Annotated in this window: 28 protein-coding genes, 1 other RNA gene and 1 pseudogene; 1 reads left to right on the top strand and 29 read right to left on the bottom strand. The window is 38.5% G+C overall.

Annotation, left to right across the window (positions count from 1 at the left end):
* Positions 1-129 precede the first annotated feature (129 nt).
* Positions 130-494, top strand: a transfer-messenger RNA (tmRNA) gene (gene ssrA / locus QRX23_RS02260).
* Positions 495-1,631: 1,137 nt separating this feature from the next.
* Here the strand turns inward: ssrA and QRX23_RS02255 are convergent.
* From QRX23_RS02255 to QRX23_RS02115, 29 genes and pseudogenes are all read right to left on the bottom strand, one after another.
* Positions 1,632-2,735 carry a GH25 family lysozyme gene (locus tag QRX23_RS02255; RefSeq protein ID WP_330155805.1) on the bottom strand — a complete coding sequence of 368 codons (1,104 nt, stop codon included), beginning with the start codon at positions 2,733-2,735 and terminating at the stop codon, positions 1,632-1,634.
* Positions 2,736-2,828: 93 nt separating this feature from the next.
* Positions 2,829-3,030 (bottom strand): annotated as a pseudogene (locus QRX23_RS02250) (phage holin); the annotation flags it as partial.
* Between the two features lie 16 nt (positions 3,031-3,046).
* Positions 3,047-3,280, bottom strand: a complete 234-nt coding sequence (locus tag QRX23_RS02245; protein WP_277375484.1) for a hypothetical protein — start codon at positions 3,278-3,280, stop codon at positions 3,047-3,049.
* Positions 3,281-3,292: 12 nt separating this feature from the next.
* Entirely contained in the window at positions 3,293-3,562 is a 270-nt protein-coding gene (locus tag QRX23_RS02240) for a hypothetical protein (protein ID WP_330155804.1), read from the bottom strand.
* A 2-nt stretch (positions 3,563-3,564) separates the two neighbouring features.
* Complete coding sequence (locus QRX23_RS02235) at positions 3,565-3,975, bottom strand: hypothetical protein (RefSeq protein WP_330155803.1); 411 nt, start codon at positions 3,973-3,975, stop codon at positions 3,565-3,567.
* Positions 3,976-3,988: 13 nt separating this feature from the next.
* Entirely contained in the window at positions 3,989-8,257 is a 4,269-nt protein-coding gene (locus tag QRX23_RS02230) for a phage tail protein (RefSeq protein WP_330155802.1), read from the bottom strand.
* Positions 8,254-9,075, bottom strand: a complete 822-nt coding sequence (locus QRX23_RS02225) for a phage tail domain-containing protein (protein WP_330155801.1) — start codon at positions 9,073-9,075, stop codon at positions 8,254-8,256. Before QRX23_RS02225 ends, QRX23_RS02230 begins: the two co-directional genes overlap by 4 nt.
* On the bottom strand, positions 9,075-13,016 hold the full coding sequence (locus QRX23_RS02220) for a phage tail tape measure protein (RefSeq protein WP_330155800.1): 3,942 nt from the start codon (positions 13,014-13,016) through the stop codon (positions 9,075-9,077). Before QRX23_RS02220 ends, QRX23_RS02225 begins: the two co-directional genes overlap by 1 nt.
* Before the next feature lie 2 nt (positions 13,017-13,018).
* Entirely contained in the window at positions 13,019-13,264 is a 246-nt protein-coding gene (locus QRX23_RS02215) for a hypothetical protein (protein ID WP_330155799.1), read from the bottom strand.
* A 74-nt stretch (positions 13,265-13,338) separates the two neighbouring features.
* The gene (locus QRX23_RS02210; protein WP_330155798.1) at positions 13,339-13,791 is read right to left on the bottom strand and encodes a tail assembly chaperone; all 453 of its coding nucleotides are present in this window, start codon (positions 13,789-13,791) and stop codon (positions 13,339-13,341) included.
* Between the two features lie 94 nt (positions 13,792-13,885).
* Complete coding sequence (locus QRX23_RS02205; protein ID WP_330155797.1) at positions 13,886-14,464, bottom strand: phage major tail protein, TP901-1 family; 579 nt, start codon at positions 14,462-14,464, stop codon at positions 13,886-13,888.
* A gap of 12 nt (positions 14,465-14,476) precedes the next feature.
* Positions 14,477-14,827 (bottom strand): hypothetical protein, encoded by a 351-nt coding sequence (locus QRX23_RS02200; protein WP_330155796.1) that lies wholly within the window; start codon positions 14,825-14,827, stop codon positions 14,477-14,479.
* A gap of 5 nt (positions 14,828-14,832) precedes the next feature.
* On the bottom strand, positions 14,833-15,192 hold the full coding sequence (locus QRX23_RS02195; RefSeq protein WP_330155795.1) for an HK97-gp10 family putative phage morphogenesis protein: 360 nt from the start codon (positions 15,190-15,192) through the stop codon (positions 14,833-14,835).
* Positions 15,193-15,194: 2 nt separating this feature from the next.
* Positions 15,195-15,476 carry a hypothetical protein gene (locus QRX23_RS02190; RefSeq protein WP_330155794.1) on the bottom strand — a complete coding sequence of 94 codons (282 nt, stop codon included), beginning with the start codon at positions 15,474-15,476 and terminating at the stop codon, positions 15,195-15,197.
* Positions 15,476-15,811, bottom strand: a complete 336-nt coding sequence (locus QRX23_RS02185) for a phage head-tail connector protein (RefSeq protein WP_330155793.1) — start codon at positions 15,809-15,811, stop codon at positions 15,476-15,478. Before QRX23_RS02185 ends, QRX23_RS02190 begins: the two co-directional genes overlap by 1 nt.
* 52 nt (positions 15,812-15,863) lie before the next feature.
* Positions 15,864-16,289, bottom strand: a complete 426-nt coding sequence (locus QRX23_RS02180) for an Ig-like domain-containing protein (protein WP_330155792.1) — start codon at positions 16,287-16,289, stop codon at positions 15,864-15,866.
* A 74-nt stretch (positions 16,290-16,363) separates the two neighbouring features.
* Entirely contained in the window at positions 16,364-17,230 is an 867-nt protein-coding gene (locus tag QRX23_RS02175) for a hypothetical protein (protein WP_330155791.1), read from the bottom strand.
* Positions 17,231-17,248: 18 nt separating this feature from the next.
* Positions 17,249-17,755, bottom strand: coding sequence for a DUF4355 domain-containing protein (locus tag QRX23_RS02170; RefSeq protein ID WP_330155790.1), 507 nt, complete (start codon positions 17,753-17,755; stop codon positions 17,249-17,251).
* 162 nt (positions 17,756-17,917) lie between these two features.
* A complete protein-coding gene (locus tag QRX23_RS02165) occupies positions 17,918-18,862 on the bottom strand; it encodes a minor capsid protein (protein WP_330155789.1) in 945 nt (314 codons plus the stop codon).
* Positions 18,852-20,423, bottom strand: coding sequence for a phage portal protein (locus tag QRX23_RS02160; RefSeq protein ID WP_330155788.1), 1,572 nt, complete (start codon positions 20,421-20,423; stop codon positions 18,852-18,854). Before QRX23_RS02160 ends, QRX23_RS02165 begins: the two co-directional genes overlap by 11 nt.
* A gap of 8 nt (positions 20,424-20,431) precedes the next feature.
* A complete protein-coding gene (locus QRX23_RS02155; RefSeq protein WP_330155787.1) occupies positions 20,432-21,715 on the bottom strand; it encodes a PBSX family phage terminase large subunit in 1,284 nt (427 codons plus the stop codon).
* Positions 21,715-22,203 (bottom strand): terminase small subunit, encoded by a 489-nt coding sequence (locus QRX23_RS02150; protein WP_330155786.1) that lies wholly within the window; start codon positions 22,201-22,203, stop codon positions 21,715-21,717. The genes QRX23_RS02155 and QRX23_RS02150 overlap by 1 nt, the downstream gene beginning before the upstream one ends.
* Positions 22,204-22,306: 103 nt before the next feature.
* Entirely contained in the window at positions 22,307-22,477 is a 171-nt protein-coding gene (locus tag QRX23_RS02145; protein ID WP_330155785.1) for a hypothetical protein, read from the bottom strand.
* A gap of 4 nt (positions 22,478-22,481) precedes the next feature.
* A complete protein-coding gene (locus QRX23_RS02140; RefSeq protein WP_330155784.1) occupies positions 22,482-22,742 on the bottom strand; it encodes a hypothetical protein in 261 nt (86 codons plus the stop codon).
* A 90-nt stretch (positions 22,743-22,832) separates the two neighbouring features.
* On the bottom strand, positions 22,833-23,450 hold the full coding sequence (locus QRX23_RS02135; protein WP_330155783.1) for a hypothetical protein: 618 nt from the start codon (positions 23,448-23,450) through the stop codon (positions 22,833-22,835).
* A gap of 325 nt (positions 23,451-23,775) precedes the next feature.
* Positions 23,776-24,465 (bottom strand): hypothetical protein, encoded by a 690-nt coding sequence (locus QRX23_RS02130; RefSeq protein WP_330155782.1) that lies wholly within the window; start codon positions 24,463-24,465, stop codon positions 23,776-23,778.
* On the bottom strand, positions 24,455-24,853 hold the full coding sequence (locus QRX23_RS02125) for a hypothetical protein (protein ID WP_330155781.1): 399 nt from the start codon (positions 24,851-24,853) through the stop codon (positions 24,455-24,457). Before QRX23_RS02125 ends, QRX23_RS02130 begins: the two co-directional genes overlap by 11 nt.
* Positions 24,846-25,745 carry a ParA family protein gene (locus QRX23_RS02120; protein WP_330155780.1) on the bottom strand — a complete coding sequence of 300 codons (900 nt, stop codon included), beginning with the start codon at positions 25,743-25,745 and terminating at the stop codon, positions 24,846-24,848. Before QRX23_RS02120 ends, QRX23_RS02125 begins: the two co-directional genes overlap by 8 nt.
* A gap of 64 nt (positions 25,746-25,809) precedes the next feature.
* The gene (locus tag QRX23_RS02115) at positions 25,810-26,232 is read right to left on the bottom strand and encodes an ArpU family transcriptional regulator (RefSeq protein ID WP_330156117.1); all 423 of its coding nucleotides are present in this window, start codon (positions 26,230-26,232) and stop codon (positions 25,810-25,812) included.
* Positions 26,233-26,354: the final 122 nt, after the last annotated feature.

Below are 26,354 nucleotides of genomic sequence, written 5' to 3'. Positions count from 1 at the left end.
ATAGATTATACACGAACTAAAAATATTAAACAATATTTTTAACTCATTAAATGCGAATGTTTATCTAGAACATCTGACGTATCGTATTTGTACTGCTACAAAAAGCTTGGTATACTAGTATCTATTAACGGGGTCGTTACGGAATCGACTAGCATTGTTTGGGCTGGTACTGCGTTTAGGGGTTGTGGCCCTATAATCCACTCAGTAGAATTAACTGCAAAAAATTCAAACAATAACTACGCATTAGCTGCCTAAAAACCAGCTGGCGTTGCTTACTTTAGTATTAGTTGCGTGCTATCGTAAGTCTCAAATTGAGCAACCTGCGCTAAACGCTCTCCGTCTGCGGGAGTTTAGAAGAGGATAATCAGGCTGGCTTATTCGATCGCTTGGCAAAACGGCGTGCGATAAGTGAGATTTAAATCGTTTTGCTATGAACGTAGAGGTGTCAGTTGCAAGATGTTAGGACAGGGGTTCAACTCCCCTCGGCTCCATTTTACAGGTGCTATAAACGCTGATATAACAGCATTTTCGTTGTGGTTGGTGCCGAATCAGTGCCGAATTCAAATTTAATAGTCTACTTATGTAGTAGAAACATAAAAAAGCCCCACCAGATAGAGTAACCGCTCTACCCAGTGGGGCTGTTTTAAAATGTTCTATCCTAGTTTTAACAAACTAATAAGATGAGATAAAACACAACGAAAATTGTAGTAAGTAAACAAAATCTAGAAGAATCTAATCAAGATAGATAGTAGCCAATGTTGCCTACCAAATATCTATACAAATATTTTAACACGATGCTTTAAATAACTCATAAAAAAACCACCAGTCGCATAAACTGGTGGTTTGAACCATGACAAAGAGCAAATACAAAATGGTAAGATATCATGGTTTTAATAGTTATGTGACTGGATCAACACATAACTATTTGTAGAGTGATCCAAGAGTAGTCAATAAAATAAATATTACACTCTACAAAAAAATTATAGCACATAACAAAAAAGCCCGCCAAGCTATTCAATCGAATAACCTAGTGGGCTTCTAATATATGTATCCTCTCTCGCACACGAGAAAGGAGAATTAAATGGATCAAACAATATTAAGGCGATATTGTTTCTTCCGTTTGGTCAGTAAAAAAATTAAACTGGCTCTTCGTATTTACAAAGTCATACTAACACGTTAATTGCATATTTGTAAACCCCGTTTAATAATAACGTTTATATGCTATACTTACTTTTGCGTGGAATTAAGGCGCCACGCATCTTCTGTTTCTTTCTCAATTAGAGAAAGGAGGTGAGAGAATTGAACAATGGTTCTACTCGTATTTACACTGAACTAGTAGCAGCTATCTTAGTTTTCTTAATTACTAAAGATTTTAATGAAGTTTTGTTTGTTTCGTTATGCTTTGTTTTAACAATGAACTCTGATAACTAATCGTTCAAGCATGATATTATGTATGCGGACGTGACAGATACATACTCAGCAAGCTAATATCAAATTCAACGTCGAGGGTTACGCCTCGACTTTTTTTATTTTTTCTCATTATACATCAATAACTTTATAAATACATAAAAAGCCCACCAGTCGTAATGACCAGTGGGCTTGATTTTGCGACCAACATTAATGTCGATCCCTTATTTAGTTAATAACGAATTGGCGTTGTACCAAATGCTTCCATAAGCACCTTCAACAATACCAGCACCATTTGAGGCGTTATCGTATTGGTCAATTGTACCATAGCTGTAACCAGCTTTGAACTTAACCATATCACCGACACGAGTTGCTGCATAGTTACCACGAGTGATGTTATCTAGCATAGCAAGCGGAATACCATTAGCCGTCCATGAGGCGTCTTTACCACCAGCAAGGTCGTAATTGATTGCTTGCCACATGCCATTGACAAAGGCAATTTTATCAACACGGAATGACTTGTATGCAGTAAAGCGGTTACCAGCGTTCTTAAACTGCTTGATAGCGGACGTATCATGATTTACCACTGGCTTGCTTGGCGTCACATTTGGCACAACGGCGTCCTTATCTGTTCCAGCTGTAAAGAAGTTGTCATACAAAACAGATACATCAAAACGTCCGTATGAGCTGGCAAACGTCTGGCTTGAACTCCACTGATAAGCATGTTCTTGACTATACAAGCCCATTGCCTTACTTGGATCATACAGGTATTGTGCTAGCCACGCCTTTTCACCAGCAGGACTCACACTTGATGAATAACCACCAGTGTAAGTTGTTGAACGATAGCCACCAGCACGCATGACTTCGTTTTCAAACGCCTTGGCAACGGGTTGCATTGCTGAACCCATTGACAATTGGTATGAGTTTTCAATGTCTACGGCTAGTACAGCGCCAGTCGGCAATCCGTCAGCCTTGGCCATGCGCACTGCGTAATCAGCTTCGGCAATTGCCCCTGATACAGTTGTTGATGACAGGAAATGGTACCCGTTGATGTAAACACCAGCAGCCTTAGCAGCTGCAATGTTACCTGGTGCGGTGTAATCATGAAAAGTCGTGCCTTCTGAAATCTTAGTGGTAATTGCCTTAACACCGTAATTGTTTCGCATATACACGAACTCTGGCGCGGTCATTTGTCCGTTGTGGTTAGATACATCCACCATATCGACACGAGGTGTATCAGCAGAAACAGTATCAGATGATACGTAACTAACGCCTGCGAACGCTAAAAAAGCACCTGCCACAACAAGTGCTTGCTTGAATTTATTCATAACGTCTCCCTTATTTTAATTGGTCAGTCGTATCAGATACTTGAGTAACCTTAACTGGTGCCTCTGCTTCCGCCTCAACGACACCACCACCAGACAGTACACCCAATGCTCCCAAGATGGTTAAAATCGTATTAACCACGGCAACAATGGCGTTCCAATCGCCAGTAAACTTGATACCAAACACTGCAAATACTTGTTGAACAAGTACGATTAACAAAGAAACCAGACCAGCAATCACCTTTCCTGAGTAGCTACCGTCTGGGTTTTTAAGTGCATTATTTATTTTTTGTAACATGTGTCATCCTTTCTGATTAATCACCAAACTTGTTATGTTTCCATACTTCAAGCCTAAGTAAACGTTCACCATGGTCTTGAGCAACCTTATTTGCAGCCTTCAATTGCTCTTTAATTTCACGCAAATCTTCACGTAAATTATTGATTGATGTCACGATTGTGTTCTTTAACACCCACCAAAGCCCGCCCAACAGTGTCGCTCCCGCTCCAATTACTCCGAATGATATTTCCAGTACTTTAAAAATGTCCATTAAAGCACCTCGTTAATTTGCGGGTGCTGCATCTGTAGTAGAAGTTGTCTCTGATTCTAATTCAGCTGATTTTTTGTCTGCTGCATCAAACACAGTGTTTTGGAAAGTCGTTAGACTGTCACGGAATAACTTCGTGTTAGCACGATAAACGTCTTGATTAGAAATGTAGTAGTTCACACTAGGTACTGCGCTCTCATCAACGGAACCGTTGAAGTTTACGAATGGTGTATCGTCAGCTGATTTTAATTGTGCTGAAAATGAAATTGATTGTTTAATATCCATGATTAATTCTCCTGTTCTGTTTCTAAGGCATCAAAAAAAGCATCGAAAGCTTCTGCATATTGCGGATCAATGTCTTCGTTCCACTCAGCAAAATAATCTTTCAACGCTTTCATAAGGGTTGGTTGGTTAAGTTCAATAGTTACTTCTTCATTTAATAGCACTGCATGTTCGGTATGATACTCGACTGGCGCTTTTGACTTACCATCTTTGTTTTTTGGCCAATTAATTTGTCCTTGATCATTGACCTCTCCATTAAAGTCAGCTACCAGTTGCTTTTCTGATTCGGCTAAATTTTGTAACTCAGCGTTTAAACTAGCAACCAGCTTTGTTCTTGCTCGACTAACTTGCGCTGGCAAGGTTAATGATTGTAGGAAATTTCCTACTGGTACGAGTGCTTTGTTTTGTAAGTTCATTTTATTTTTTCTCCTAAAATTGAATTAATTCAGTGTTTACAAGAATGCTTGATAGCTGGTATGCAGTTCCTTGGTATAAGAAATATAATTCTGTACTACCCCAGAAAATGGCAGGGCCATCTGTTTTATTTTGATTTCCCATGATTGCTGGATAAATAGTGTTTTTATAAGTCACTGTACCGAAATACAAGCCTTGATAGGCATTACCTGGAAACATCATGACATCACTATGGAACTCTGTGTGATCCCAAAAATGCCATCCTGGCAAACGACTATTACCACTAGCCAATAATTCGTTTTCCCAAGTCAACAATGGCATTCCTGTCTCTAGTTGTGTCCACCCATCGCTAACGGAGAACATGAAACCATCTCCACCATGTGCGGCAGCATCATCACCATGACCACCTTGTGTTCGCCAACCATCAAGATACATGATTAAGTAATCCTGATTTTGTGTCCCTGGTTTAACTCCATGTTTCAATCCACCAATATGTTCCGAAGTCTTGGTGTAATCGTTATACACTGTCATGTCAATCTTTCCTTCAGATATGGTTGTATTACTTCTATATGAATTAGTAAAAAACGATATGTGGTCGCTTTGAATAGAAACTTCTTCACCGTACGCCCCGTCCCAATATGACTTCACAAAACTCGTGATGTTACCACTTAGGTTGCTAACGTCTAGATTAATAATGTTAGCTTGACTAGCATCAATCGTGCCAATTTGGGCGGTACCAATAGAAGCCTTCTTGATAACTGCACCGTCCATCCAGCCAGTACCACCAATCGTGACATCCTTGTCGATAATGAGTTTCTTAGCTGCAATACGGACATTCGTACCATCACCATTTATACCATTAATGAGTGCACCCGAATTATCCTGAATACCAATTGCCCAGTTATCTTTAAACAGTTGAAGTACTGTTGATGTATTCATACCAGAATAAGAACCAGGCATGTAAGCGTCGCCGATAGTCGAACCAAATACCAACATTGGATGTCCTAAATAAGCGCTAGTCCCCTCTCGTGCGTCAAATGAAATAACTAAATACATTGCCGTATCAGGAACGGTAATATTTTCCCATTTGTTCTGAACGTTCCAACTATTTTGACCACTTGGATTACTACCTTTCAAATCAGCCCAATGCTTATACGATTCAGATAATTTGGTATTTGAATTATCATAAAACCTTATCCATAAATTATTATAATTATCGGTTTGACCAGAATAAGCATACCATGACATTGATACAGCATGACCTGAACCAGGCGTTGACGGTAATTGCACTGTTTGCTGTAAGTGTGCGTATGTTGAGGTACTGGCAGAAGTTGTGTTAAAACCAACGACTGTAGCGTTAATATTATTTTGAAAATATGAACGATAAGGTGCTTTGCTTCCAGTATCAGCTGTTGCTGACCACCCTTCCAAATCAGGGTTAAACTCCGTGTTCAATAGCTGATTTGGTGTTGAGATACTTGTGTAAATACCATTAGCCATAGCGTTCATATTCAACATTACACCAAGATTGTAATCAGCAATCTGGTCGCTAATCATCTGACTTGTCAGTGTCAGTGTATTTTTATCACCATTCTTACGGTCTTCAATTTCAGCTGTGACTTGACTAGCTGTTTGCGTGGTAATTGATTGCAGATTCTTAATATCGCCATCATTTGATGTTACCTGCGTTTGAATACCTTTAGCAGTGGTAATAGCTGTTGTGGCATCAGACTGTGCCTTTGTGGCAACCGTCATACCATTAGCTGCAAGCGTCGCTGTGGCAGATAGACCATTCTTTGGGTCGTTTACTAGACCAGTAATGTGGTCGATGCCTAATTCTACTGCTGCAACGCGGGCATTGTTGTTGTAGTTACCTGGGACGTAATCACCAGCATGGTCATCAAACACCAGCATTGGTCTAGCAAGATAAGCTCTAATTACTTCTCTCGTTTCAAAGGAAATAGTTACCTCTGTTGCTGTTTGTGGAATTTCAATCTTTTCCATTTTCTGACGTTCCCAAGTAACTTGACCATTTGAAATCCAGTTACCCATAGGGTTTGCACCAGTAGAATTGTAAACAGCATTACCATCTTTATCATGGAATTTAATCCAAATATGACCGTACATGCCATCTGCCATCTCTACTAAGTAAGATTGCCATGATAGTGATAAATAACCATTACCTGAAGTTCCTATTGGAACTGATTGATAGAATCGTGAGAAATAAGAACCATTTGAAGTATCTGCATTTAACGTATAGAATCCAACAGTTGTTGCTTTTGCATTTTTATCAAGGTAACTTCTGTAGGGACTATGTTTGCTATCCGTTGAGTCTACTAACCACCCTTCTAAATCAGGGTTGAATTCCGTGTTCATCAACTGATTAACTTGTCCCTGCGCATTAGCTTTAGCTTGTAACTCGGAAACAGTATGCGACATACTGTCAACTGTTTGTTTAGTTTCAGTATACTTACCACTTAAATCTCCAGTGACGGAATCAAAGTCAGTTTTAGAAACCTTTGAATCAATTAGCCCACTTAGCGTATTGATATTTGCTGTATTAGCCGACACCTTGCCGTCATTACTTTTCTTATAATTAGTCACATCAGTCGTTACTGCATCAGCAGTTGCTTTGACCTGACCGTATTTCGTGGTTAAGTCACCAGTGACAGTATCAAAATCAGTCTGTGAAACTTTACCAGCCAATTCGTTATTAGCTGCAACAATATCTGATTGCGCTTTTGATACTTCTGAACCCAATTCTTGCTTAGCTTTCGCTAATTCTGAATTAGCACTACTTAACGCACTATTAGCTTGTGCCTTAGCGTATGCTGATGCACTGTTTGCCACGGTGTCTGCATGAGCTGATGCACTATTCGCCATTGATGCTGCATTACTAGAAAACACCGCCTGTTCAACAGCTGCACTACTTAATGCTGCGTTAGCTTCTGATTGGAAAACAGCTGCTTCACTGGCACGTACCGCGTCCATAGCAGCTGCTTGTGATTGTGCTGTTTCGACAGCTAAATCAACACCAGCAGCGATTTGTTCGCCAGTATCAGGGTCAACCCGTTTAACCCACTCGAACGAACCATCAGGCATTTTCGTGTAGATATACATTGCTTCGCCGTCGCCAGTACGAAGAAAAGCCATATCTCCTTCATTGGCTTTGAAAGCATCCATTTCTTCCTTACTATCAAACCAATAGTTAGTATTTTTCCCATTAGCAGCAATGACTGCTTGAATAGACGACTCTTTAGCATCTTGCGCATTCTGATAAGCACTATCTACCTTTTGTCCCAACGAAGCGTTAGCTTGTTGATACTTCTGAACAACACCAATGTCTCCACAAGTTACCGTGTATGAAATACGTGTACCATCTGTTGCGAATTCATCATCAACGCTGATGATACGTATCTTTTGCTTGAAGTCTAAGTTTTCATCAATCGCCAGCAACCAATCACCAATATTCGCCATCTTGTACGGATAACCAGCAGCAGTTAAGTCATATAAAGACAATTTAATAGAGATAGCAAAGCTACCGTCTACCTTGTCCTTAATCGCTTGTAGCAAGTTGTCTTTTATCGTATAGCGTTGATCATCAATCGGTTCAGCATGTAATTTCCCAAATGTTTTTGCCAATGGACTCGTGTAGGTTACGTGTAGACGTTCCCCTGTTTGATTTTCTTGATCCGCATAAGCACCGAACCCCTCACCATAAGTGACAAAATCAGTATTATCATTTTCCAAGGACATATCTGATAAATTAAACCCATGACGAACAATGGTTGATAAGTCACTACCAACATTTTTGAAAATTGAAACAAGCGTCCCATTGATTTCAAATTCACCACCCATACTATCAATAACATCGTTAAATAATGACAGTTTGTTTTTCATGCCCCAGTTATCTTTTTCGAAAGCGCTAGGCTCGAAATTCAATGCATATGTGTAACCCGTTCCATCGAATATCTGGTCTAAATAAGCTTTGGCTGTATGACTACCTGACCAACTAAAATACAACACATCTTTAGTCATATCCCAAAAGAACTTGTGAATGGCGTCAAATTCAACTGTATTGTCGTTGTCATTTCGTTCAAAATAAGTCACGACATACGGCTCATTGTTGAATTCTAACGACCAACCTTTATCAATCTTGTTAAGAACATCATCCCCTTCAAAAAGTGTTCCTGTGAGTGATTTTTCACCATTCAACGCACTCTTACGTTTAACAGAACCCACCGCAAGGAACACATCACCATTGATATTTTTAAATTTAATCATAAGTAAAGCTCCTTGTAGTCGTGTATTTCAATCGTGGCATTTATCGAACAAACCACCTTATTACCATTGAATGGATCTAAAACAAAATATTCAGCGTTTGTATCATCATTAACATTTAAACTGTTTTTCAAATTGTAAACGCCTCCTATCTTGAATATGTCTCCAACTGCAACGGGACCACGGTAAGTCCATGTACGGTCGCCAATCTGTAACGATAAATTAGTTGCCACTTCATTAGCAGTTACTTGCACATAAAAAGGCACTTCCAACTGTGAAGCTGAAACAGTGCCTTGATATGTTAGCTTATCCGTAACTGTAGCTGTTTTGGGTTTACTCTCGCCAAATGGTAATTCAGCCGTTACAAAACTAATGCTCAATTTATATAACTGCTTACCACCAATACGCCCCTGAAATTCAGGTTGAAATGTATCTTCTAGTAAGACATAAAAACGCTTGGCGCTTTCTGTACCACCAGTTTGCGCAATGACTGCACCTTTATTTTCCCCAGGACGTTCAAACTCGTACATATCATCATCTGAATAGATAGGTGTGATGTAAAATGGGTTCGTACTATTGAACAACTGATACAACTGATTACGCTTTGTTTCATAATCAGATTGACTAGTTGCCGTTAGATAACCCGTGTAGGTCAATTTCTTTTCAGCGTAATCACTGCCAAAACTTAACTTTCCGTTACGCCCTTTAAACGATAGCGTGTTTGGTGTCAAACTAGGCATACTCTCATCAATATCGGTGGTAACAATGTTCTTAGCGCTTAATTTGACGTTCAAACTGCCATTATTAACTAATAAGTCCATTAGATACCTCCATTCATGAATTGAGTCATTGACTGACGCCGTGCGTTTTTACTATTAACTGTCGTGGTAATCTTATCGCCTACTAATTCGTTGTAAACTTCAAAAATTGGCGATTGTGCAGCTTGTTCACGGACATCACTGTCTAGCGCTTCTAAGCCACCATTAATCTTACCTGCAACTGCCGAACTACTTGCTGTCAGTCGTGCGTTGGCTTCGTACTTTTGGTCTTGAATTGCGTCAGCATACAAGCTGGCAGCCGCTGCTACAGCCTTTTGTTGCGAGGCAATACCATTAATCAACCCAGCACCAACGTACTCACCTAATGCATAAGTAACTCGAGATGGTGAATGGATTTTCAAAGCACGACGAATAGCACCAGCGGCTGCACTAGCAATTGAAGCTGCGACACGCATAGCAGGGCCAGCCATGCTATTAATACCATTAACCAAACCTTGCCCAATAAATGATCCAGCAGATTGAAAAGCACCTTGTTGGCCTCTAGCCCCGCTTGCTCCGCTGCTTCCTATCGAGCTACCAGCACTTCGCGTGTTCCCTGATTTAGATTTCACACCATTAGCTGCACTATCTCCTAATTTACTTCCTGCGCTTCTAAAGTCACCCGACTTTGAATTAACACCATCAGCACCACTTTTACCTAAATTACTACCAGCCGTTCTAGCATCACCTTTTTTATTCTCGATGGCTTTTAAACCTTTAATTGCTGAGTTTCCACCAGCTGCATCAAAAGCTTTCATACCATCAGCTGAGGCTTGTGAACCAGCATTTTTCATAACATTAGCAGCCGCTTTACTTGCATCATATTTCTGACCAGTAATACCAGCGCCCAATGACTTAATAAGAATGCCACCTAATTGTTTAAATGTTTTCCCATAATCGATAACAATAGCAGCCAACGCTGCCATCATCGCACCCATTAGCTGCGAAATGTAAGGCATTATTTCAACCATCGCCGCAGCTAAATCACCTAGCATTGCAGCAAAACCAGCCACGATTCTTGGACCATTATCAGCAACGGCTCTCATTAGTGCAAGCAATAAATTAGTCATCTTATCAGCAATTTGTGGTACATAATTGGTAAACGAAGAGATAATACTTAATAGTAATCCAACAAATGCTGCTGTTATTTGTGGTACGTACGTTGTCACTGTGTTTATAACACCTAGCAACAACGTAATGAATTGTCCTGTTATTTGTGGAACATAGGTAATCAATTGATTTAAGAACCCCGTCACCATTTGTAAGAACAAAGCTGTAATAACTGGCACATAAGTCACTGCCTGTGTCATTATTTGCGTTAGCATTGAGAAGAATGCTTGTGTGATTTGTGGTACGGCAACTAATACCTGTGTAATAAAGCCAGTGATCATCAGAGCAAATCCAACACCCATTGCTGTCATCACTGGGATAATTGCTGACATATTTGTTGACAATAACGTAATAGCCTGTGCGACTAAGTTAATGCCAGTTCCAAATAATGCAACGCCAGCACCAACTAACAATACTGCTGCGCCAAATGCTAGCATACCGGTCGCCCCAGCGGTTAGCAATGGGCCCAATACTGCGAACACCGTTACAACACCGCTAATCGACAATGCAAATGTGATCATTGTTGATTGCCCCTGCTTACCAGTCGAAGCTAAAGCGGTAAATGCTAACGCAACCGCAGTTAAGCCACCTAACAAAGCACCAATACCAATTGCACCAGTAGTTAATGCACCGCCAAATAATGCAAATTCACCAACCAGTATGCCGACTGATAAAGCGAACGTCGTCATAGCTCCAGTGCCCTTATCGCCTTGTTTAGCAAGTTGTGATACACCAAGAGCCAAAGCTCCTAAGCCACCAGCTGCAATACCCACACCAGCACCGACTTCCAATAATTTGGTAGCAAAGTTTGAATAAGGCTTTTTTGAAGCGCCAACGACATCAGTTGCTTTTTTTGCCGTATTGCTAAATGGAACTAATTTACCAAGTACACCACCAAAGGCACCACCTAGCTTCCTAACAGGCGATAAAATCAATCCGATGGCTTTTGGTAACAATTTGATACCTAACGGAACTGACAACAGTGCTGCAATGCCGAAAGCAGATTGCAAAGCTTTGCCAGTTGTTGATCCTTGACCTCCAATTTGCCCCAGCATATCGTACATGTCTTTAAACATGTCGTAAGCGACTTTTGCCATGTCATAAGTAACTTTCAGGGCATCTCTAACTATGTGCCATGCGGTAGCAGCTGCACCACTGTTGGCAATTTTAACGGCTAGTTCACCAAATACAGCAACTGCTTTTGTCGCAACCCGTAACACACCAGCCATAACATTTTTGATTGATGTAAATACACCAACCCAATTTACGCTATTAATAGCCTTTGCCAACTTATCACCAAAAGCTTCACTAACCTTTTGCATAACGTTTGTTACTGTACCGCCAAAGTCTTTAACACTTTTACTTGAACCTGATAAAGCTGGTCCAAACACTTGATTAAATGCCTTCCCAACATTAGAAATTGCGTCTCTAAAAGGTTGAGAATACTTATACGCCAAACTGATTGCACCAGCAAATAAGCCTAATGCAGTAATTGCTAGACCTAGCGGACTGATAAGTAGCCCAGTTATTGCTGAACTAGTAGTTTTCAATACACTGCCAATCTTTGTAGCAGATGTTAAAAATGCACCAGTTGCCGTGACTGCACCACCAATAACAGGCGTAAGCCCTAAAATTTGTCGAATAAACCCTGCGACTGAACTATTACTACTTCCTGCCCATTCTAAGGCGCTGTTCGTCATGTCTAAGAACGCACCAGTGACACCAGCACTACTAGCCATTGCTTTATTACTCAATGCTTCCCAATTACCACCAACTTGTTCAATCTTAGATCCAAGGTTCTTTTGCATTTCTTCAGCTTGTTGAGCTAAGAACTTTGTTGCTGTTTGTGTACTATCACTAGCCCCGTCCATTTTCTTTGTGAACGCGTCCCAACTTGTGGTCGTGTTATCAGTTTTATCCTTAACAGAGTCCATTAGTGGCAAAATAGCTGCCATTCCAGATGTTCCAAACATCTTCTTTAAAGCGGCTGCTTTTTCAGATGATGTCATGTTACTCATTGAGTCACTGATTTCACCAAGAATTTGAGGCAAGGGTTTCATGTTTCCTTGGGCGTCAACGAATGACAGACCTAAGTCGTCCATTTGTCCACGAGCTATCTTAGAAGGTGCTTGCATTTGCAAAATTGCGTGGTTCAAGTCCTGCGAAGCTTGTGCTGCACTGAATCCACGGTTAGTAAGTAAGCCGATTGCCGAAGCAGTGGTTTTCATGTCGATACCAGCGTTTGAAGCTGTACCACCAATTGTTGCCAAAGCCTGTTGCATATCTTCAATCGAAGCATTAGATAAGTTAGCTGTTTGCGTCAAGATAGCTGCTGCCTGTTGTGGGCTCTTTAACGACTTACCCCAAATGTTCATTGATTGTTGAACTACACTGGCAGTCGTTTGTAAGTCAGCTCCGGCAGCAGTTGCTGCTTGTGCAATTGCTGGGAACTCCTTTTTGATTGTACTAATCGAAGCACCATCACGAGCCATAGCAACCATAGCGTCTGCTGCATCTTGTGCACTCAAAGGCAAAACAGCACCCATTTCATTGGCAACATCAGACAGTCCTTGAATATCTTTAGACGTACCACCAGCAATAACAGCTGCTTGGTTCAATGATTGTTGAAAGTCTCCAAAGCCTTTCAGACTTTTCACACCAACAGCCGTGATTGCAGCACCAGTAACTGCTAATACCTTACCAACGGCAGCTAATGATTGTTTTGCACTGCTAGCTGCATTACTAGTTGAGCTAGATATTGTTTTCATTGCTGAATTGTAATCGGTAATATCAGCCCCAATATGGGCAACGACTTGCCCGCCATTAAATGCCATATTTAACTCCTTTCTCCGAATGCAGCAACGAGCTTTCCATATAGTTCAACACGCTTCTCATTAACGGTTTGTTTGTTTTGGGTATTACCATCTGCATAAGCTTCTTCAAGTAAACGTTCTTCTTTGGCACGATCGAATACCTTTTTGAATTTAGGTTTCTTAGCATTAGAAAAATACGCGATACTGTTGGCCAACACTGCTAAACGTTCTCGTTCGTCAATGTAACCTGCTTGAATGCCTTTCAACACAGAGTCTAATTCCCACTTGTATAAAGAAAGCGCCCAATCAATATCATAGATACCAAAACGGGCGCAGGTTTCAATTAAAGATTGTCGTTCAATGACTTCAACATAGCCTTGATGATTGGTAGGTTGTCGGCTACCGTTTCGTCCGTCTTGGCTTTCTCTTCCATCACTGGTAAGTTGTCCTCGATTTTGTTCTTGTAAGACTTGATTGTTTTCATGAAAAAACCGCTTTGCTTCAACTCATCTTTCAACTCTGTTAAAATTTCATCAATCTTTCCACCACCATCTGTGATTTCATCAACCGCTTCAAACAATTTATCTTCATTGGCTGTTTTACCAAAGTTACTAGCCACCTTGATAATGTCCGGAATAACCGTGACATCATTATCAATCAAACGTAAGAATAACATCACTGCACCATTTCCTTGGTTAACGCCATTCTCAACAGAACTAAATTCACTATTTGCCTTAAATAGCGCCTTAAAATTGAACTTTAATTCACTCATCTTGCCATTAATCGTTACTTGCATTGCTAAACTCCTTTATGTATGCGGGCAAAAGCCCTGTTATTCAACGTTAATTTGCGCCGTGTGGGCGTCTGTTGTTATTGATTTGATACTCGGTTTATTTACTCGCTCCAGGTTCACCAGTTGTCTCACCAGGGCGCTCAAACTTAGCTACTTCTTCAAGTGTTGCTAGTTGTTCATCAGTCAATGGGAATGTACCATCTACTAACTTACCTGTAATGTTCAAAGTGTAATTTGCTTCAACCAAATCATCTCCATCAGACATATCTAACTCATCAACTGTTCCATACCCAAATTCAGCCGGGAAGACTTGATGTGTGTCTTCACCGTCCTTTTCATCAGTTGCGTAACGCTTATCAGCAACCACACGCCAAACCTTAACTGACTTACCGTTGTGCTTAGCGTCCTTAATAATGTCTACTGATTTGTCACCTGGGGCAACATAAGTTGTCAATTCGATTGAGTCTTCATTTGTTGATGGCATAACAATACGCCCAAACTTTGTTTGCTCGTCAATTGAGTCACCGCCATAATCGGTCTCTCCTTCTGTTTGCCATGCTGGTAATATGGCCTTACTACCAACTGGCGCATCAATTGATTGAATGAAGTACCAAATACTCTTTGCTAATGTTGGCTTAGCTGTTACTGTTTCAACACCGTTATCTACATATGCCATATTTCAATTCTCCTATAAATATGCGGACACTAAAAAAATCACATGGAATACATCTCTACCTATCGAATCTTCGGTAATGGTGTTTGATGTTACTCGTGTGATTTGTTGTGTACTGTTATAAATTAATCTTTTTATTTCATAGATTGCATCTTCTAGTGCTGCTCGATTGTCGATAGCATAGAATAGATCAATCTGTAACTCTGTCGTTGTAACCTTACCCGTTTTACCTGATTGGCTATCATCTTCAAAATGTGTGCCAATTACGATAAACGGCTCTGGCACTGTTTCATCTGGCAACCTTGATTTAATCGGAATACCAGTGACTTTTAAATTGTCCCTAATTGTTGTAATTAGGCTCATCATTGGGCTCATAGCAACCCTTTCTTTATTAAGTTGTCTAGCTTCTGATAAATGAACGGTTGTTCCTGATTAAGCGCAGGTCTCATATAAGGATGCGCTACCATTTTTCGTGTACCAAATTCGTTGTAAATCGAATATTCAGCTAATGATGTGACATCAGCACTTAACTCACCTGTTTTTTCTGCTGCGATATGTTGTTTCAAGTAGCCAGTATCTTCTGGCGCACTTGCTTTAGCACGTTTTTCAACACGCAATGCTGTGTTTTGAATAATATCGCCAGCTTCTGATTTAACTTTGGCAGGTTGTGCTTCAATCCGTTTCAATAAATCATCTAACCCGTCAAATTTAATCGTAATACCTTTACCCATAATTACACCGCCTCAACTATGACAACAGTATTCTTACGTGCCTGTAAAACAGCTTGTGGCTTGCGTTTAACGTCATCAAGCAACACATAATCCACTTTTGACACTTTGTTTTTAAAATGCACAGCAAGCGCATTAGAAGTGTATTTACCAAACACATTCATGTTCATTTGCGTTGATAGACCAGTAATGCGACATGCTAACCAATCAGATGTTTCAGATGTCGTATCACCCCAATCATCATCTTCAGTTGTTGTAACGATTTTAACGCGATCATTGTATCTCATTAGTAAAACCTCGCTACACCATTGCCACCAATCTTTTTGCGGTGCTTATCTAAATAGATAATGTACTCGGCTAAGTCGTCAGTGTCCCACGTTGCTGTTACGTCACTTTCAGTTGATGACTTTTTACCCTCATCACCAATACGATTATATCGGCGTACAACAAGCTCACGAACTATCCACGATAAATCAGCAGGTACGTTTTTCAACACACCACCGTCTTGGTTCATATAGCTAAGCAAACGTGATTCGGTTTCTTCCTTAATCAGCGCCAACAACTTGTCTTGTTTATCATCTTCAATCAGCAACAACAACTTAATTTTCATTAAATCATCCATATGCATCTCCTAATGGGCTTTTCACCCCATTCGAACAGATATAAGCTGTTGTCTATGCTGGATCGGTAATTGTAACCGTAACCTTTGCGGTCTTACCACCGTCGTGTGTCTTAACTGTGATATCAACCGTTCCAGCTTTAACTGCGGTAATCTTACCGTTGTTGTCAACAGTCGCAATCGATGTATCAGCTGAACTGAATGTGAACGCCTTGTCAGTTGCGTCAGCTGGAGCAACAGTCGCTTTAATAGTAGCTGTGGCACCGGTTTCAAGTGCTAATGTACTTTTATCTAGTGATACACCAGTAACAGCCTGTACCGCTGTTTTAAATGACAATGGTGTCTTATCAGGTCTACCTTCAAAAGCTAACGCATAGTTATCGTATTGCGTGTTAGGGGTTAAACCAGTAATTTTGATAGGTGCCTCAACACCAGTTTGTTCAACCTTGCCATCTTTGTATAAATCAAATGTTTGAGCCATGTTACCTCCTTTCTACTTTAAATTGATAGTTGCCATAGTGGCAGTCGTGTCAATACTGTCAACCTCTGGCACGACTACCCCTTTAAAGACACTGACACGCCATCTTTTTGTTGTTCCTTGATAAACAAGTCGTGATACAAACGGTTTTGATATAGGTAGCCATCACCTTGAGTGTGTTGTCCTGGCGCAAATAAGAAGATTGCATTCTCCTTAACTACAGGAATAACAGCTTGCTTAGCAACTAGGATGAAGTTGATGTCTGCTGCATCTTCTGCAGGTACATAACCATCAGAAAAATCATAATCAGACTTGAAACGTGTATCATCCCAAACTTCTACTAATTGCACACCGTCAATTGATGTTACACGAGATTCTAATGCAGTTTGTCCTACATTTTGATTAGTAATTGAACGTGTGAACTCCTTTGAACGCTCCAAAAAGTCCATTACTTCTGATGATACAAAACCAATGATATTTTGTGCACCAAACTTACGTACTGGTAGCAACGCAGCCTTTAATTGCGTGTAAACATTATCAACCGTCAATGTTTCAGTAGTTGAGTGTCCTGCACCCTTTGCCAACGTTGAGAAACGGTAAGCATCAATTTCTGGTTGCACATGCTCTTGAATGAACACCTTTGAGATATTACCAACTGCCAAATCTTGGTTAGTTTCATCAACATCTTGTGTATCAACATAGAACTCAATGTCACGGTCTTGACCCATGGTGTAGACTTTCTTTTCGTTCTCTGCTGATCCAGCGTTAAATCCCTTGTTACGAGTATGTGGCTTCAATCCTGATGTTGATAGTGTCGTCAATGTAAATGAACGTCCACCATTAACCAATTGCACATCAGGCACTCCCAATGCAGCTGTCAATAGCCCTTGATTAATCTTTTGGTCAAACAGACCATTATCTTTTGTAATGTAATTAATTGCCATAACTTATGTGTCTCCTTTTTATAGTCCTAATGCATCTTTCAATGAGTTTCCTTCCGCAGTAACTCCCGCTTTAGGCGTATTCCCTTTCATTTTTTCAGTAACACTTGCTTCTACTGCTTTGTCGAATTGTGTTTTCAAAGCAGCGATATTGTTTTTAGTTGTTTCAGCATCATCTGACATAACCATGTCAACAAAATCAACAGGCAAACCGTTATCTTCCAGTTGGTGGCGTGCCTCATAACGATACTCTTTCATATTGAGTTCTTTTTCACGCTTATCCATGGCTTCTTGCTTAGCCTTATCTTCTTCAGCTTTACGTTCAGCAGCCGACATCTTAGCCAGTTGTTCAGCCTTAGAAATCTCTGCTTGCTTTTCTTCATCCCACTTTTGCTTTGCAGTTTCCAAAGCCTTAGCAGCATGCTTATCAAGCAATGAATCTAACTCACTTTGCGTGTAAGTTTTACCTTCTGGCTCTTTGGATTGTTGCTCTTGATTTTGTTCAACATCTTTGTTTTCTTCTGCCATGTTAAATACTCCTTTTAGTCCATATACGCTTATTGCCAATTAACGCCCCATGTACGTTTCCCCACACACGACACGACAACAGCCCATATACGCTTTGTTATTTGAATAGTTTATTGACGTGTTCGGGTCAAAATAAAAGCACCAACAACTTAATGTAAGTGCTTAATCTGCTAAATCATCCACCATATCTGGATCTAAATACTTGTTGTACTTCGTTAAATCTTTGGTTGAAGGAACTATCGTGCTTCGACAATTAGGGTGCATCGCTGGTGCATTCGTTCCTGGTTGGAAATCTTTAAGCTTAAACGTCTCGCCATTCATCTCTCGACAAATAGTAGATGTTCGCCTATCCATAACTGCAGTGAACTCGTACTCCTCAACACCCATTTCTTCATATCGTTTAGCAGTGGTTGCGTTAGCCACATACGTGCTTTCAGTTCTTACTAAACGCTCTGTATTGACTTTGGTACTATCAAATATCTTTCGCAATCGTCTAGCCGTAACTACTGGGTTATTGCCGTTAATGGCTGCCTTAACTAATTCATCTTTCAATTTGTTAGCTAATACATCATTGTTGCGCCAAATTCTAGATGAATAGTTAGCCCCGCTCCATTCCATATTAAGAATGGTTTCAATTTCACGATTATTCAGCGTTTTAATTGCATTGCCTGCAACTAATGCACCATAAACATAAGCACTCTCATTCTTCAAATAATCGGTAAATGAGCCAACCTGTTCATTACTAGCTTGCAATATACTAAATTCAATCTCTAACTTCAGCAATTCTAATCGAGTAATCTTTGATGACATGTACTGTGCATTCAAGCGCTTAAGTAACTCTGGGTTCTTTTTATTTGCCTTGCGATAAGCATTAGCACGCTTCACATAGTCCCGCATATCAACTGCTCTGACACGTTTCATCGCTTCCTGATAACTCAATTTGTTATCTTTAGCGTATTTGTCATAGAAGTTGTATATCTTCTTATCGATTTCTTCTGCGGCTTGCTTATATTCAGCTAACACTGCGTTAGTTAATGCTGGGTCGTCCTTATCGAGTTGCGCCATAATTTCTTGTGTGCGCTTAGTCCAATAATCATTACTCTTCATCGTCGCCACCATCATCAGACTTTAAATCAGGGTAAGCATTTTGTTGTTCTGCAAATTCATCTGCTGCTTTTGCCTTTTCATCAGCTAAGCGTTGCATTTCAGTCTCTGCGTCAATGCCTGTAAACGTCTCTAATAGATTAAATAACGTCTCATCACTAATAATGCCGTACAACTCTTTAAGCTGTGAGATACGCTCTTCGTCGTTCTGTGGAATGTTTGGTGTGAACTGCACTTGCACATCATTAATACGGTCATACAAGCCTTCTTGTTTGCCAATTGTGGCAACACTATTCTTGATGCTCCAAACGTTCCCTAGCAATCGTAATCTACGCATAATTCCACGAGTTAGCAGTCGTTCCTTTGTCTTACGTAAGTTGTCATTACCCATTAACTTATACTTCATTGATTCACCCGATTGTGTACCAGCAAAGTTCTGGTCATTCGTATCAGGTGTGAATGTAAACCTTAAGATGTCATCAACCAAACGTTTCTTATAAGCTTCTGCGCCAGTCGTATCATATGACTTAGTCAAATAATAAGCGTCAGGGTTAACACCATCAGGGTCGCTATTATTATCCAATACCAATAAGCGTGCCTTTAACATCTTATTCATGACATCGCTTGATGAATTGTCATTTGGAATTGGGTTATCGTATTGATCTAACTTAACTTCACCGTTCTCATCAGTCATATATTCAGGTTCTGCCGTTCCAGTGGCTGGGTTACCTTTAATTACCAAATAGGCATCGTTCATATCCTGTTGGAAGTTAGCTAATTCTGATTGTGACAAATCATATGCATCAATACCGTCTAACACACTCTCAAAGTCGCCTAAGCGTTCCTCGTTGTTCTTATACTCATTAATTGGTACGCCATTGAACATATGTTCAGAAACATTAATCAGCCTCATATTATCGTATGAATTCGTTTCTGATTTAAAGTAGTAAACATTATTCGCTGTGTATACTTCAACAAAGCTATTGGTTTCAGTTTCACTGTATTTAATCTGGTAGAAGCGAACACCGAACAATGAATTTTCAGCAATCGTATCATCATATACCACAAAGGTTTGTTCTGGCGCTAATTTCGTGATACGTTCCTGTGCGTCGCTGTCCGTGTAAACTAGCTCATAAGCTCGACCATAAATACTTAAATCTGTTTCAATCAGTCCGTCATGATAGTCAGCCCCGTTTTGCTTTGAAAAATCTTCAATCTTTTCCAGTAGTTTATCATCACTATTGTATTGGATAGGGTTACCCAGCATGTAGCCTTGCATGAATACGGTAATATACTTTGCCCAATCACTAGCAATGCGATTATCAGCTCTATTCTTATCTCGACCAGTTTCACGCCGCTTGATGTTGTTATCGGCTAAATAATAGCGTTTAAGCTCTTGTAAGCGTGGTAATTGATTACGTAAAAACGTATTAATAAAATCATGTAATCGGTCAGTGAAATGTTGTCCGCTTAAATCATCAATGCTTTCAAATTCATCAGCCGACATTTTGAACACGTCATTTGCGTATTGATTAAATCTGGTGCTGTTTAAAAACTCATTCATTTACTTTCTCACCTCCCTAGTCCTAACTGCTTAAATGCTTCCATTCGGTCTGTTGTACTCTTGCGTGTCATAATTAGTGGTTCAACTGCATATCTCATTGAGTCCATTAAATGATTATCCTTATCAACCGGCTTACTAATCCATTCGCCTTGCTTGTTTTTATCATAAACATAAGCGTTCAATTCTTTAATCGTGTATTTACACTTAGGCAATACATGTATCTTAAAGTCCTGTAAATAAGTAACACCGAATGAGATTTCATATTTACGAGCTTTAGTCATATGCGATATACCTTTATTACGCAACTCCTGTATCATACGATCACCACCACTAGCATAATCAGCTCTAATTTCAGCGCGTTGATAACCATTGTTTAGCAGCCACTTTAAAACGTCATTGGTTAGCATGTGTTGCTTGTACATCTCATTGAATATGTAAACATCTTTAGTCTTAGTATTCACTGCCATTTCAATAAATGCCGTTGGGTCAGGACCAAATCCCCAGTCCATGCCACGCACCACATGAGCGCCCTTAATTACTTCTTTAATATCAAATTGCTCAACAACCGTATTTTCATAAATAAGCCCTTCAGCAATCCCCCAGTCACCATAAACAGCTACTCTAGCACGCCTTGGGTTGCGCTTCGTCATTTCTAATAAACGATTGACGTAATCTTGGTCTAAGAATGGGTTATCTTTGTACGTCGTTGTAAGTGATAATGAATTAGCCACTCTAGTCTTTTCATCAAAGAAACGCTTCTTAAGCCAGTGATGTTCATTCCATGGGTTAAAAGTTAATACGGTTTGATAATAGCCATTAGGGTCATTAATAACCCCACGCATTGACTCATCAACAGTATCAAACGTTTCTTCTAATTCTAGTTGATAGCTTTCTTCAACCCACAACCTGCATAAATTACCTGTTTCAACGGAAATTGATGTGATTGATAGTGGTTTATCAGCACCACGAAACAATATCTTTTGCCCTGTCGGCTTATAAGTTATTTCAGGCAACGATCCATTAAATTGAAATAGATTACCAACACCCATACGATTAGCAACTTTTTGCAACAAAGTAAATGTGCTTTGCCGATTAGTATTTGCATATCGTCTTAGCACCAACCAATTAACATAGCGTTGCGTAACAATATCATAAATAACTTTAGTTGCTGTTGCCTCACTTTTACCGCTACCACGGCTACCCTTATAAGCTATATAACGCATCTTACTGTTGAACAATGGGGCATATGCATTACTTACCATTTCAGGAAGTTTCCAATCAACTATTGTCATTAGATGTCCTCCTCAAATGGCTCAATATTGATTGTGATGTCACCATTACCACCATTAAGTAATTCAACTTTCTTTTCCGCAATATCAGCTTCAGCGGTTAGCTTCCGCAATTGTTGTTCCATGACCTTGTCATTGTCTGGATAGCGTTTCAATAGCTCTTTAACTGCACTTATCCGTGTTTTGACATCAGGCTCTTTCTCAACCTCTTCAGCGCCCATTGGCGTGCCTATAACGACCGTTTCTTTGACATCACCTCTAACTACGCTAGTTAGGAACTCAACGGCTTCTTTGGCGCTCATAATACGGTTATTTTCAATGGTCCGCATGCGCTCATCTATGTAATTTTTCAGGTAAGGTTTAGTAAGGTTCTCATATCCTGCAACTTTCGCTGTCTTCTTACTATATCCAGCTTTAATCGCTGCTTCTTTAGCATTACCTGACTTGATATATTCATCCGCAAAGCGCTTCTGTTTCTCCGTCAATTTCATCACATATCACCCACCTCGCTTTTTCTTTTGCGCTTCATCAGCTTTCTTTTTCTTATTATCAATCGTGCCGATAATCTGATCTTCTAATCGGCGATACCATTGGCTACTCATCTTTCAAATAAGCTCCAAACGCCGCAATAAATATCCACAAAGGAAACAACAGCACGTTTAATATTGTTGGTGAAAATACCAACCACCAACTCCAATCAATCACGCTAAATAATTTGCAACCAACAAATATAATCGTTAATAAATTTAAGAATCCAATCTTCATATCATTACCCCGCATTGTAACTAGACACAACAATCAATCTGCCTTGTAACTTTTCTACATATTCATCACTAGCCGTTCCAATTAGTTCAATTTTGACGTACTTAGGCTCTACCCAATCTCTTAAATTGTCATACTCACCATGACCATCGTTTTCGAAATCAGGCACGATCTTACGTGCTTCTTCTGCTGTTTCTGCTACAACAACTGCACTATCATATGTGTCCCAGTTATTGTTTCTGCTTTGGCTAATCTTATATAGGTTCATGTTTACCTCCTTTTCAGTGCAAAATAAAAAGGTTACCCCTTATTTGGAATAACCTATACGGATTACGTGTATATAATCGTATGTTTTAAATTAATTATCTGATTCAAAATTCTCGTAGTAAATCCTATCTTCATTTAAATTGTTCAAAATTATACTATATTGTTCCGGAAATTTTTTTGATGAATCTAACACCATAATTTTATCAACTACTCCGCTTAACAAATCAAGTTTTAAGTAACCTTTTGTTACATCGTTCGTAGTAACTAATATTCTAAGTTTAGAATGATCATTAGACAAGGCTTCAAAAAATTTTTTAAAATCATTTGAACTACCATCATCTATAACCGATTGAACTGGATAATAAATTGAAATATCATTATAAATTGGAAAACTACTATTACGCCGCCACTGATCGACTAGGATTTTGTGACCAAAAATATTGAACGGCTTTTTGGTGTTAAAAACAACCTTTGTATTTCTTGAGTACTGATCAAACGCTCTTTGAACTAACTCTTTTGTATGATCTAAAAGGTTAACTCTAAGTTGAACCTTAGCATTTTTCTTTGCTTTTAGTGCCGAAATTAATGAAATCATGAACTTATCATCATCGTCAAACCCCATTACTAGCACTGTTTTTATTTGTTCATCGTTATAAGCATCTATTAAACGGCATAAAAAAGCCTTATCTTCTTTTGTAAATTCTCTCATACAAAACCCCCTAGTATCATAATTATATTATCAAAGAAAATAATTACAATGTCCAAGTAGCAAATGCTTCTAAAACATTAATCAGCATTATAAAATTAGTATTTTATATGAATTATGCAAGCGGTTAGGATTTGCACCTAACACTTAATAGATACTGGTCTGTGCTTATTCAACACTGGTATTTACTGCGTCTACCCATTCCGCCACGCTTGCTGTTATTTATTAATTATTCGATACTACTATATTACGACCGTTTACCCGAAAGTTGCTCGCATGATATTAGAAACTTATCTGCATCTTATCCGAAATAGTTCTGGAAACGTTATTAACTACACTCTTCCAAAAAATTATTGTAAGCATTTAAAGATAAATGATTATTGGCATATATCAAAACTGAAGAGTCGACAAGTTTTCTATCACCACTAATTTCTTTAGAAAAATATAATTTTAATAAGCACATAAAAATTTTTTTGAAATCTTCAATTTCATTATCTATGCTTTTTGGCAAATTACCAAATGAATTCAATTTTTGCCAAATTTCTTTCTCAGTTAAAATTGCATTATGTAACCCAGTTGAATATTTACCATATAGATTATTAAGTATAGGCAACCACTCTTTACAAGAATCTTCTGCTATTTTTTCATTTATATCTCGAGACATTTGACTTCTGTTATCACTTCTAATCCTTCTTTCTTGTCTTAATGGATAATATTTTGAAATAATAATTCTATATATAGATTCTATTATCGCTCTACTCAAAGTTTGATTTAAATATTCGTCACCTAAATAACAAAAAATTGCATGTCTCGATACAAATTGCGAAAGTTCTTGTTCCAAGACTGATAGCGGAGTTATTTCTGAATCTAAACGATACAAGATTTGCGATAGTACAAATAAATCATTCTGCTTTTCGAATAGGAATCTATTTTTTTCTTCAAAATTACTACTTTTTAAAAAATTAAACTTCGTTGTTAATTGTTTCACAAATGTGTCGTAATCTGTTTTACTTGTCATGTCTATTTCTTCTATATCTATTTATTATTTCTAAATTTTTTTCAATATTTTTTTGATTAATTTCATCTTTTTGAGGTTTGTTAATTTCATTTAAATCAAGGTATTCTGCAAAATACTGTATATTTTTACGAATATGGATATCATCCATTGTTGAAAATTCACGAACTAGCCTGGCAATTAATTGAGTTCTACTAGCAAATAAATAACTTTTTAATGGCGTTCTTAAGTTTAGTTTATCAAGAACTATATGTAAGTCTTTATTTTTTTTGAATATTTCTTTATCTAAAATGACACAAACTAAAAAACTGTAAGATTCACGTCTTAACACATCTTCTTTTTTGTTTATACTATTATTAAAAAAATTTTTATAAAACAATTTATTATTCATTTATTTTTTCCTCATAAAAAATAGATAACCTTTCAAGAAATTCTTGACAAACACATAACAAAATACTAATAACAGCTTGTGCATGTGTATCTACTAGTGCAACATCTAGAGTTGCTTTAGAAAGTTTAGATCTTATCGGTACCTGAGTAGAAAAAACCTCACCTACACCGTATGATTGCCGCACTGTTTCCACCCAAGCTGACGACTTTTTATCTCCTTCTTTTACCTTATTGATTATAATACCAAGTAATTGTGGGGAAGTTTCTTCAAAAATTGAATGTCTATGAACTCTTTTTAAATCTTCAACAACTTCATTTAGTAAATCTATACCTAAAATTGAATATGCATCTGGAATTGTAGGAATTAAATAATAATCAGAAATAAGCATAGAAAGCTCAGTATATAAAGAGTACGTAGGTGGACAATCAATGAGAATTAAATCATATTGTGATTTTAAATCATTATCCAAGATAAAATTTCTTAAAAGTGCCCCCTTTCCAGATTGACTTCTTTCAAGAAATATTGTTTCTAATTCTCCCGGAATAAGATCAATGCACTCATCTATTTTAAATATTACTTCATCCTTTTCTGTCTGTTCCACACTAGCCATATCTGAATCAAATAATCTTTGAATTGACTTAGTTCCGAATATACCTGTTTCTTTATGATCAGTTTCATTTACGTTATCTTCAATTTTATTTATTTTAATATATCTATCTTGTTCATTCTGCGTTAAATTAGCCTGTGGATCCGTATCAATTAAAAGAATTTTAAATTTACTACCATCTTTATGCCTAAATTTTTTTGCTATCAGATGAGCCATTTCAAATAGCAATGTTGTTTTACCAACACCACCCTTCATATTAATAAAAGATACTACCTTTGCCGTCATTATTTAATCCCCCATTATTTTACTTAATATTATTTTAGCATGAAAAGAAAAGCGCTGAACTAAATCAGTGCCATACTCGAAAATCATATATATCAATAAACCCATATGCAAACATCACAAATGCTTCATTGATGATTTGCTCGCCACGTCTCGTAGAATAGTCAGTCAATGCTTCAATATCCAACCATTCCATATCTTTAAAATAACGCAACTCTAAGAAATGTCTATGCGGTTGGGTCATGCCTTGGCACGCTTGGATCACACCATCAACCCATTTAGTTGCTTGTGCATGCGCTGAAAACTTATCATCATTAGCATTATCCACCATACTAGCTCTTGGCATACCACTAATGACAGGAGACTTAGTGCCAGCCCAACTAACACGAGCTTGAGCACGAATAGTTGGCCATTCTTTTTCAAAGAACTCACGCACATTAGCAATCGTTGCACGTTTATTTAATTCTCGCTTATCCGTATCTAATAGCACCAAGTTTCTGTCCTCCCAATGATATATTGTTATTTATATTATACCATTTATAATAATAGAAATAACTACAATTATATTAAAAAACCGCTATACATCAGCATGTAACAGCGTTTTATACACAA

Source organism: Weissella paramesenteroides, from assembly GCF_036327715.1.
Taxonomy (GTDB): Bacteria; Bacillota; Bacilli; order Lactobacillales; family Lactobacillaceae; genus Weissella; species Weissella paramesenteroides.
This window is presented reverse-complemented; position numbering and strand designations above follow the sequence as displayed.

Bases quoted from the DNA above. Each gene is read 5' to 3' on its own strand.
- QRX23_RS02245 (WP_277375484.1), bottom strand. From the start codon at position 3,280: ATGGACATTTTTAAAGTACTGGAAATATCATTCGGAGTAATTGGAGCG.
- QRX23_RS02240 (WP_330155804.1), bottom strand. From the start codon at position 3,562: ATGGATATTAAACAATCAATTTCATTTTCAGCACAATTAAAATCAGCT.
- QRX23_RS02205 (WP_330155797.1), bottom strand. From the start codon at position 14,464: ATGGCATATGTAGATAACGGTGTTGAAACAGTAACAGCTAAGCCAACA.
- QRX23_RS02160 (WP_330155788.1), bottom strand. From the start codon at position 20,423: ATGAATGAGTTTTTAAACAGCACCAGATTTAATCAATACGCAAATGAC.
- QRX23_RS02220 (WP_330155800.1), bottom strand. From the start codon at position 13,016: ATGGCATTTAATGGCGGGCAAGTCGTTGCCCATATTGGGGCTGATATT.
- QRX23_RS02155 (WP_330155787.1), bottom strand. From the start codon at position 21,715: ATGACAATAGTTGATTGGAAACTTCCTGAAATGGTAAGTAATGCATAT.
- QRX23_RS02230 (WP_330155802.1), bottom strand. From the start codon at position 8,257: ATGATTAAATTTAAAAATATCAATGGTGATGTGTTCCTTGCGGTGGGT.
- QRX23_RS02170 (WP_330155790.1), bottom strand. From the start codon at position 17,755: ATGGCAGAAGAAAACAAAGATGTTGAACAAAATCAAGAGCAACAATCC.
- QRX23_RS02190 (WP_330155794.1), bottom strand. From the start codon at position 15,476: ATGAGATACAATGATCGCGTTAAAATCGTTACAACAACTGAAGATGAT.
- QRX23_RS02210 (WP_330155798.1), bottom strand. From the start codon at position 13,791: ATGCAAGTAACGATTAATGGCAAGATGAGTGAATTAAAGTTCAATTTT.
- QRX23_RS02175 (WP_330155791.1), bottom strand. From the start codon at position 17,230: ATGGCAATTAATTACATTACAAAAGATAATGGTCTGTTTGACCAAAAG.
- QRX23_RS02145 (WP_330155785.1), bottom strand. From the start codon at position 22,477: ATGAAGATTGGATTCTTAAATTTATTAACGATTATATTTGTTGGTTGC.
- QRX23_RS02130 (WP_330155782.1), bottom strand. From the start codon at position 24,465: ATGACAAGTAAAACAGATTACGACACATTTGTGAAACAATTAACAACG.
- QRX23_RS02150 (WP_330155786.1), bottom strand. From the start codon at position 22,203: ATGAAATTGACGGAGAAACAGAAGCGCTTTGCGGATGAATATATCAAG.
- QRX23_RS02195 (WP_330155795.1), bottom strand. From the start codon at position 15,192: ATGGGTAAAGGTATTACGATTAAATTTGACGGGTTAGATGATTTATTG.
- QRX23_RS02185 (WP_330155793.1), bottom strand. From the start codon at position 15,811: ATGGATGATTTAATGAAAATTAAGTTGTTGTTGCTGATTGAAGATGAT.
- QRX23_RS02180 (WP_330155792.1), bottom strand. From the start codon at position 16,289: ATGGCTCAAACATTTGATTTATACAAAGATGGCAAGGTTGAACAAACT.
- QRX23_RS02140 (WP_330155784.1), bottom strand. From the start codon at position 22,742: ATGAACCTATATAAGATTAGCCAAAGCAGAAACAATAACTGGGACACA.
- QRX23_RS02165 (WP_330155789.1), bottom strand. From the start codon at position 18,862: ATGAAGAGTAATGATTATTGGACTAAGCGCACACAAGAAATTATGGCG.
- QRX23_RS02200 (WP_330155796.1), bottom strand. From the start codon at position 14,827: ATGATGAGCCTAATTACAACAATTAGGGACAATTTAAAAGTCACTGGT.
- QRX23_RS02235 (WP_330155803.1), bottom strand. From the start codon at position 3,975: ATGAACTTACAAAACAAAGCACTCGTACCAGTAGGAAATTTCCTACAA.
- QRX23_RS02125 (WP_330155781.1), bottom strand. From the start codon at position 24,853: ATGAATAATAAATTGTTTTATAAAAATTTTTTTAATAATAGTATAAAC.
- QRX23_RS02255 (WP_330155805.1), bottom strand. From the start codon at position 2,735: ATGAATAAATTCAAGCAAGCACTTGTTGTGGCAGGTGCTTTTTTAGCG.
- QRX23_RS02120 (WP_330155780.1), bottom strand. From the start codon at position 25,745: ATGACGGCAAAGGTAGTATCTTTTATTAATATGAAGGGTGGTGTTGGT.
- QRX23_RS02135 (WP_330155783.1), bottom strand. From the start codon at position 23,450: ATGAGAGAATTTACAAAAGAAGATAAGGCTTTTTTATGCCGTTTAATA.
- QRX23_RS02225 (WP_330155801.1), bottom strand. From the start codon at position 9,075: ATGGACTTATTAGTTAATAATGGCAGTTTGAACGTCAAATTAAGCGCT.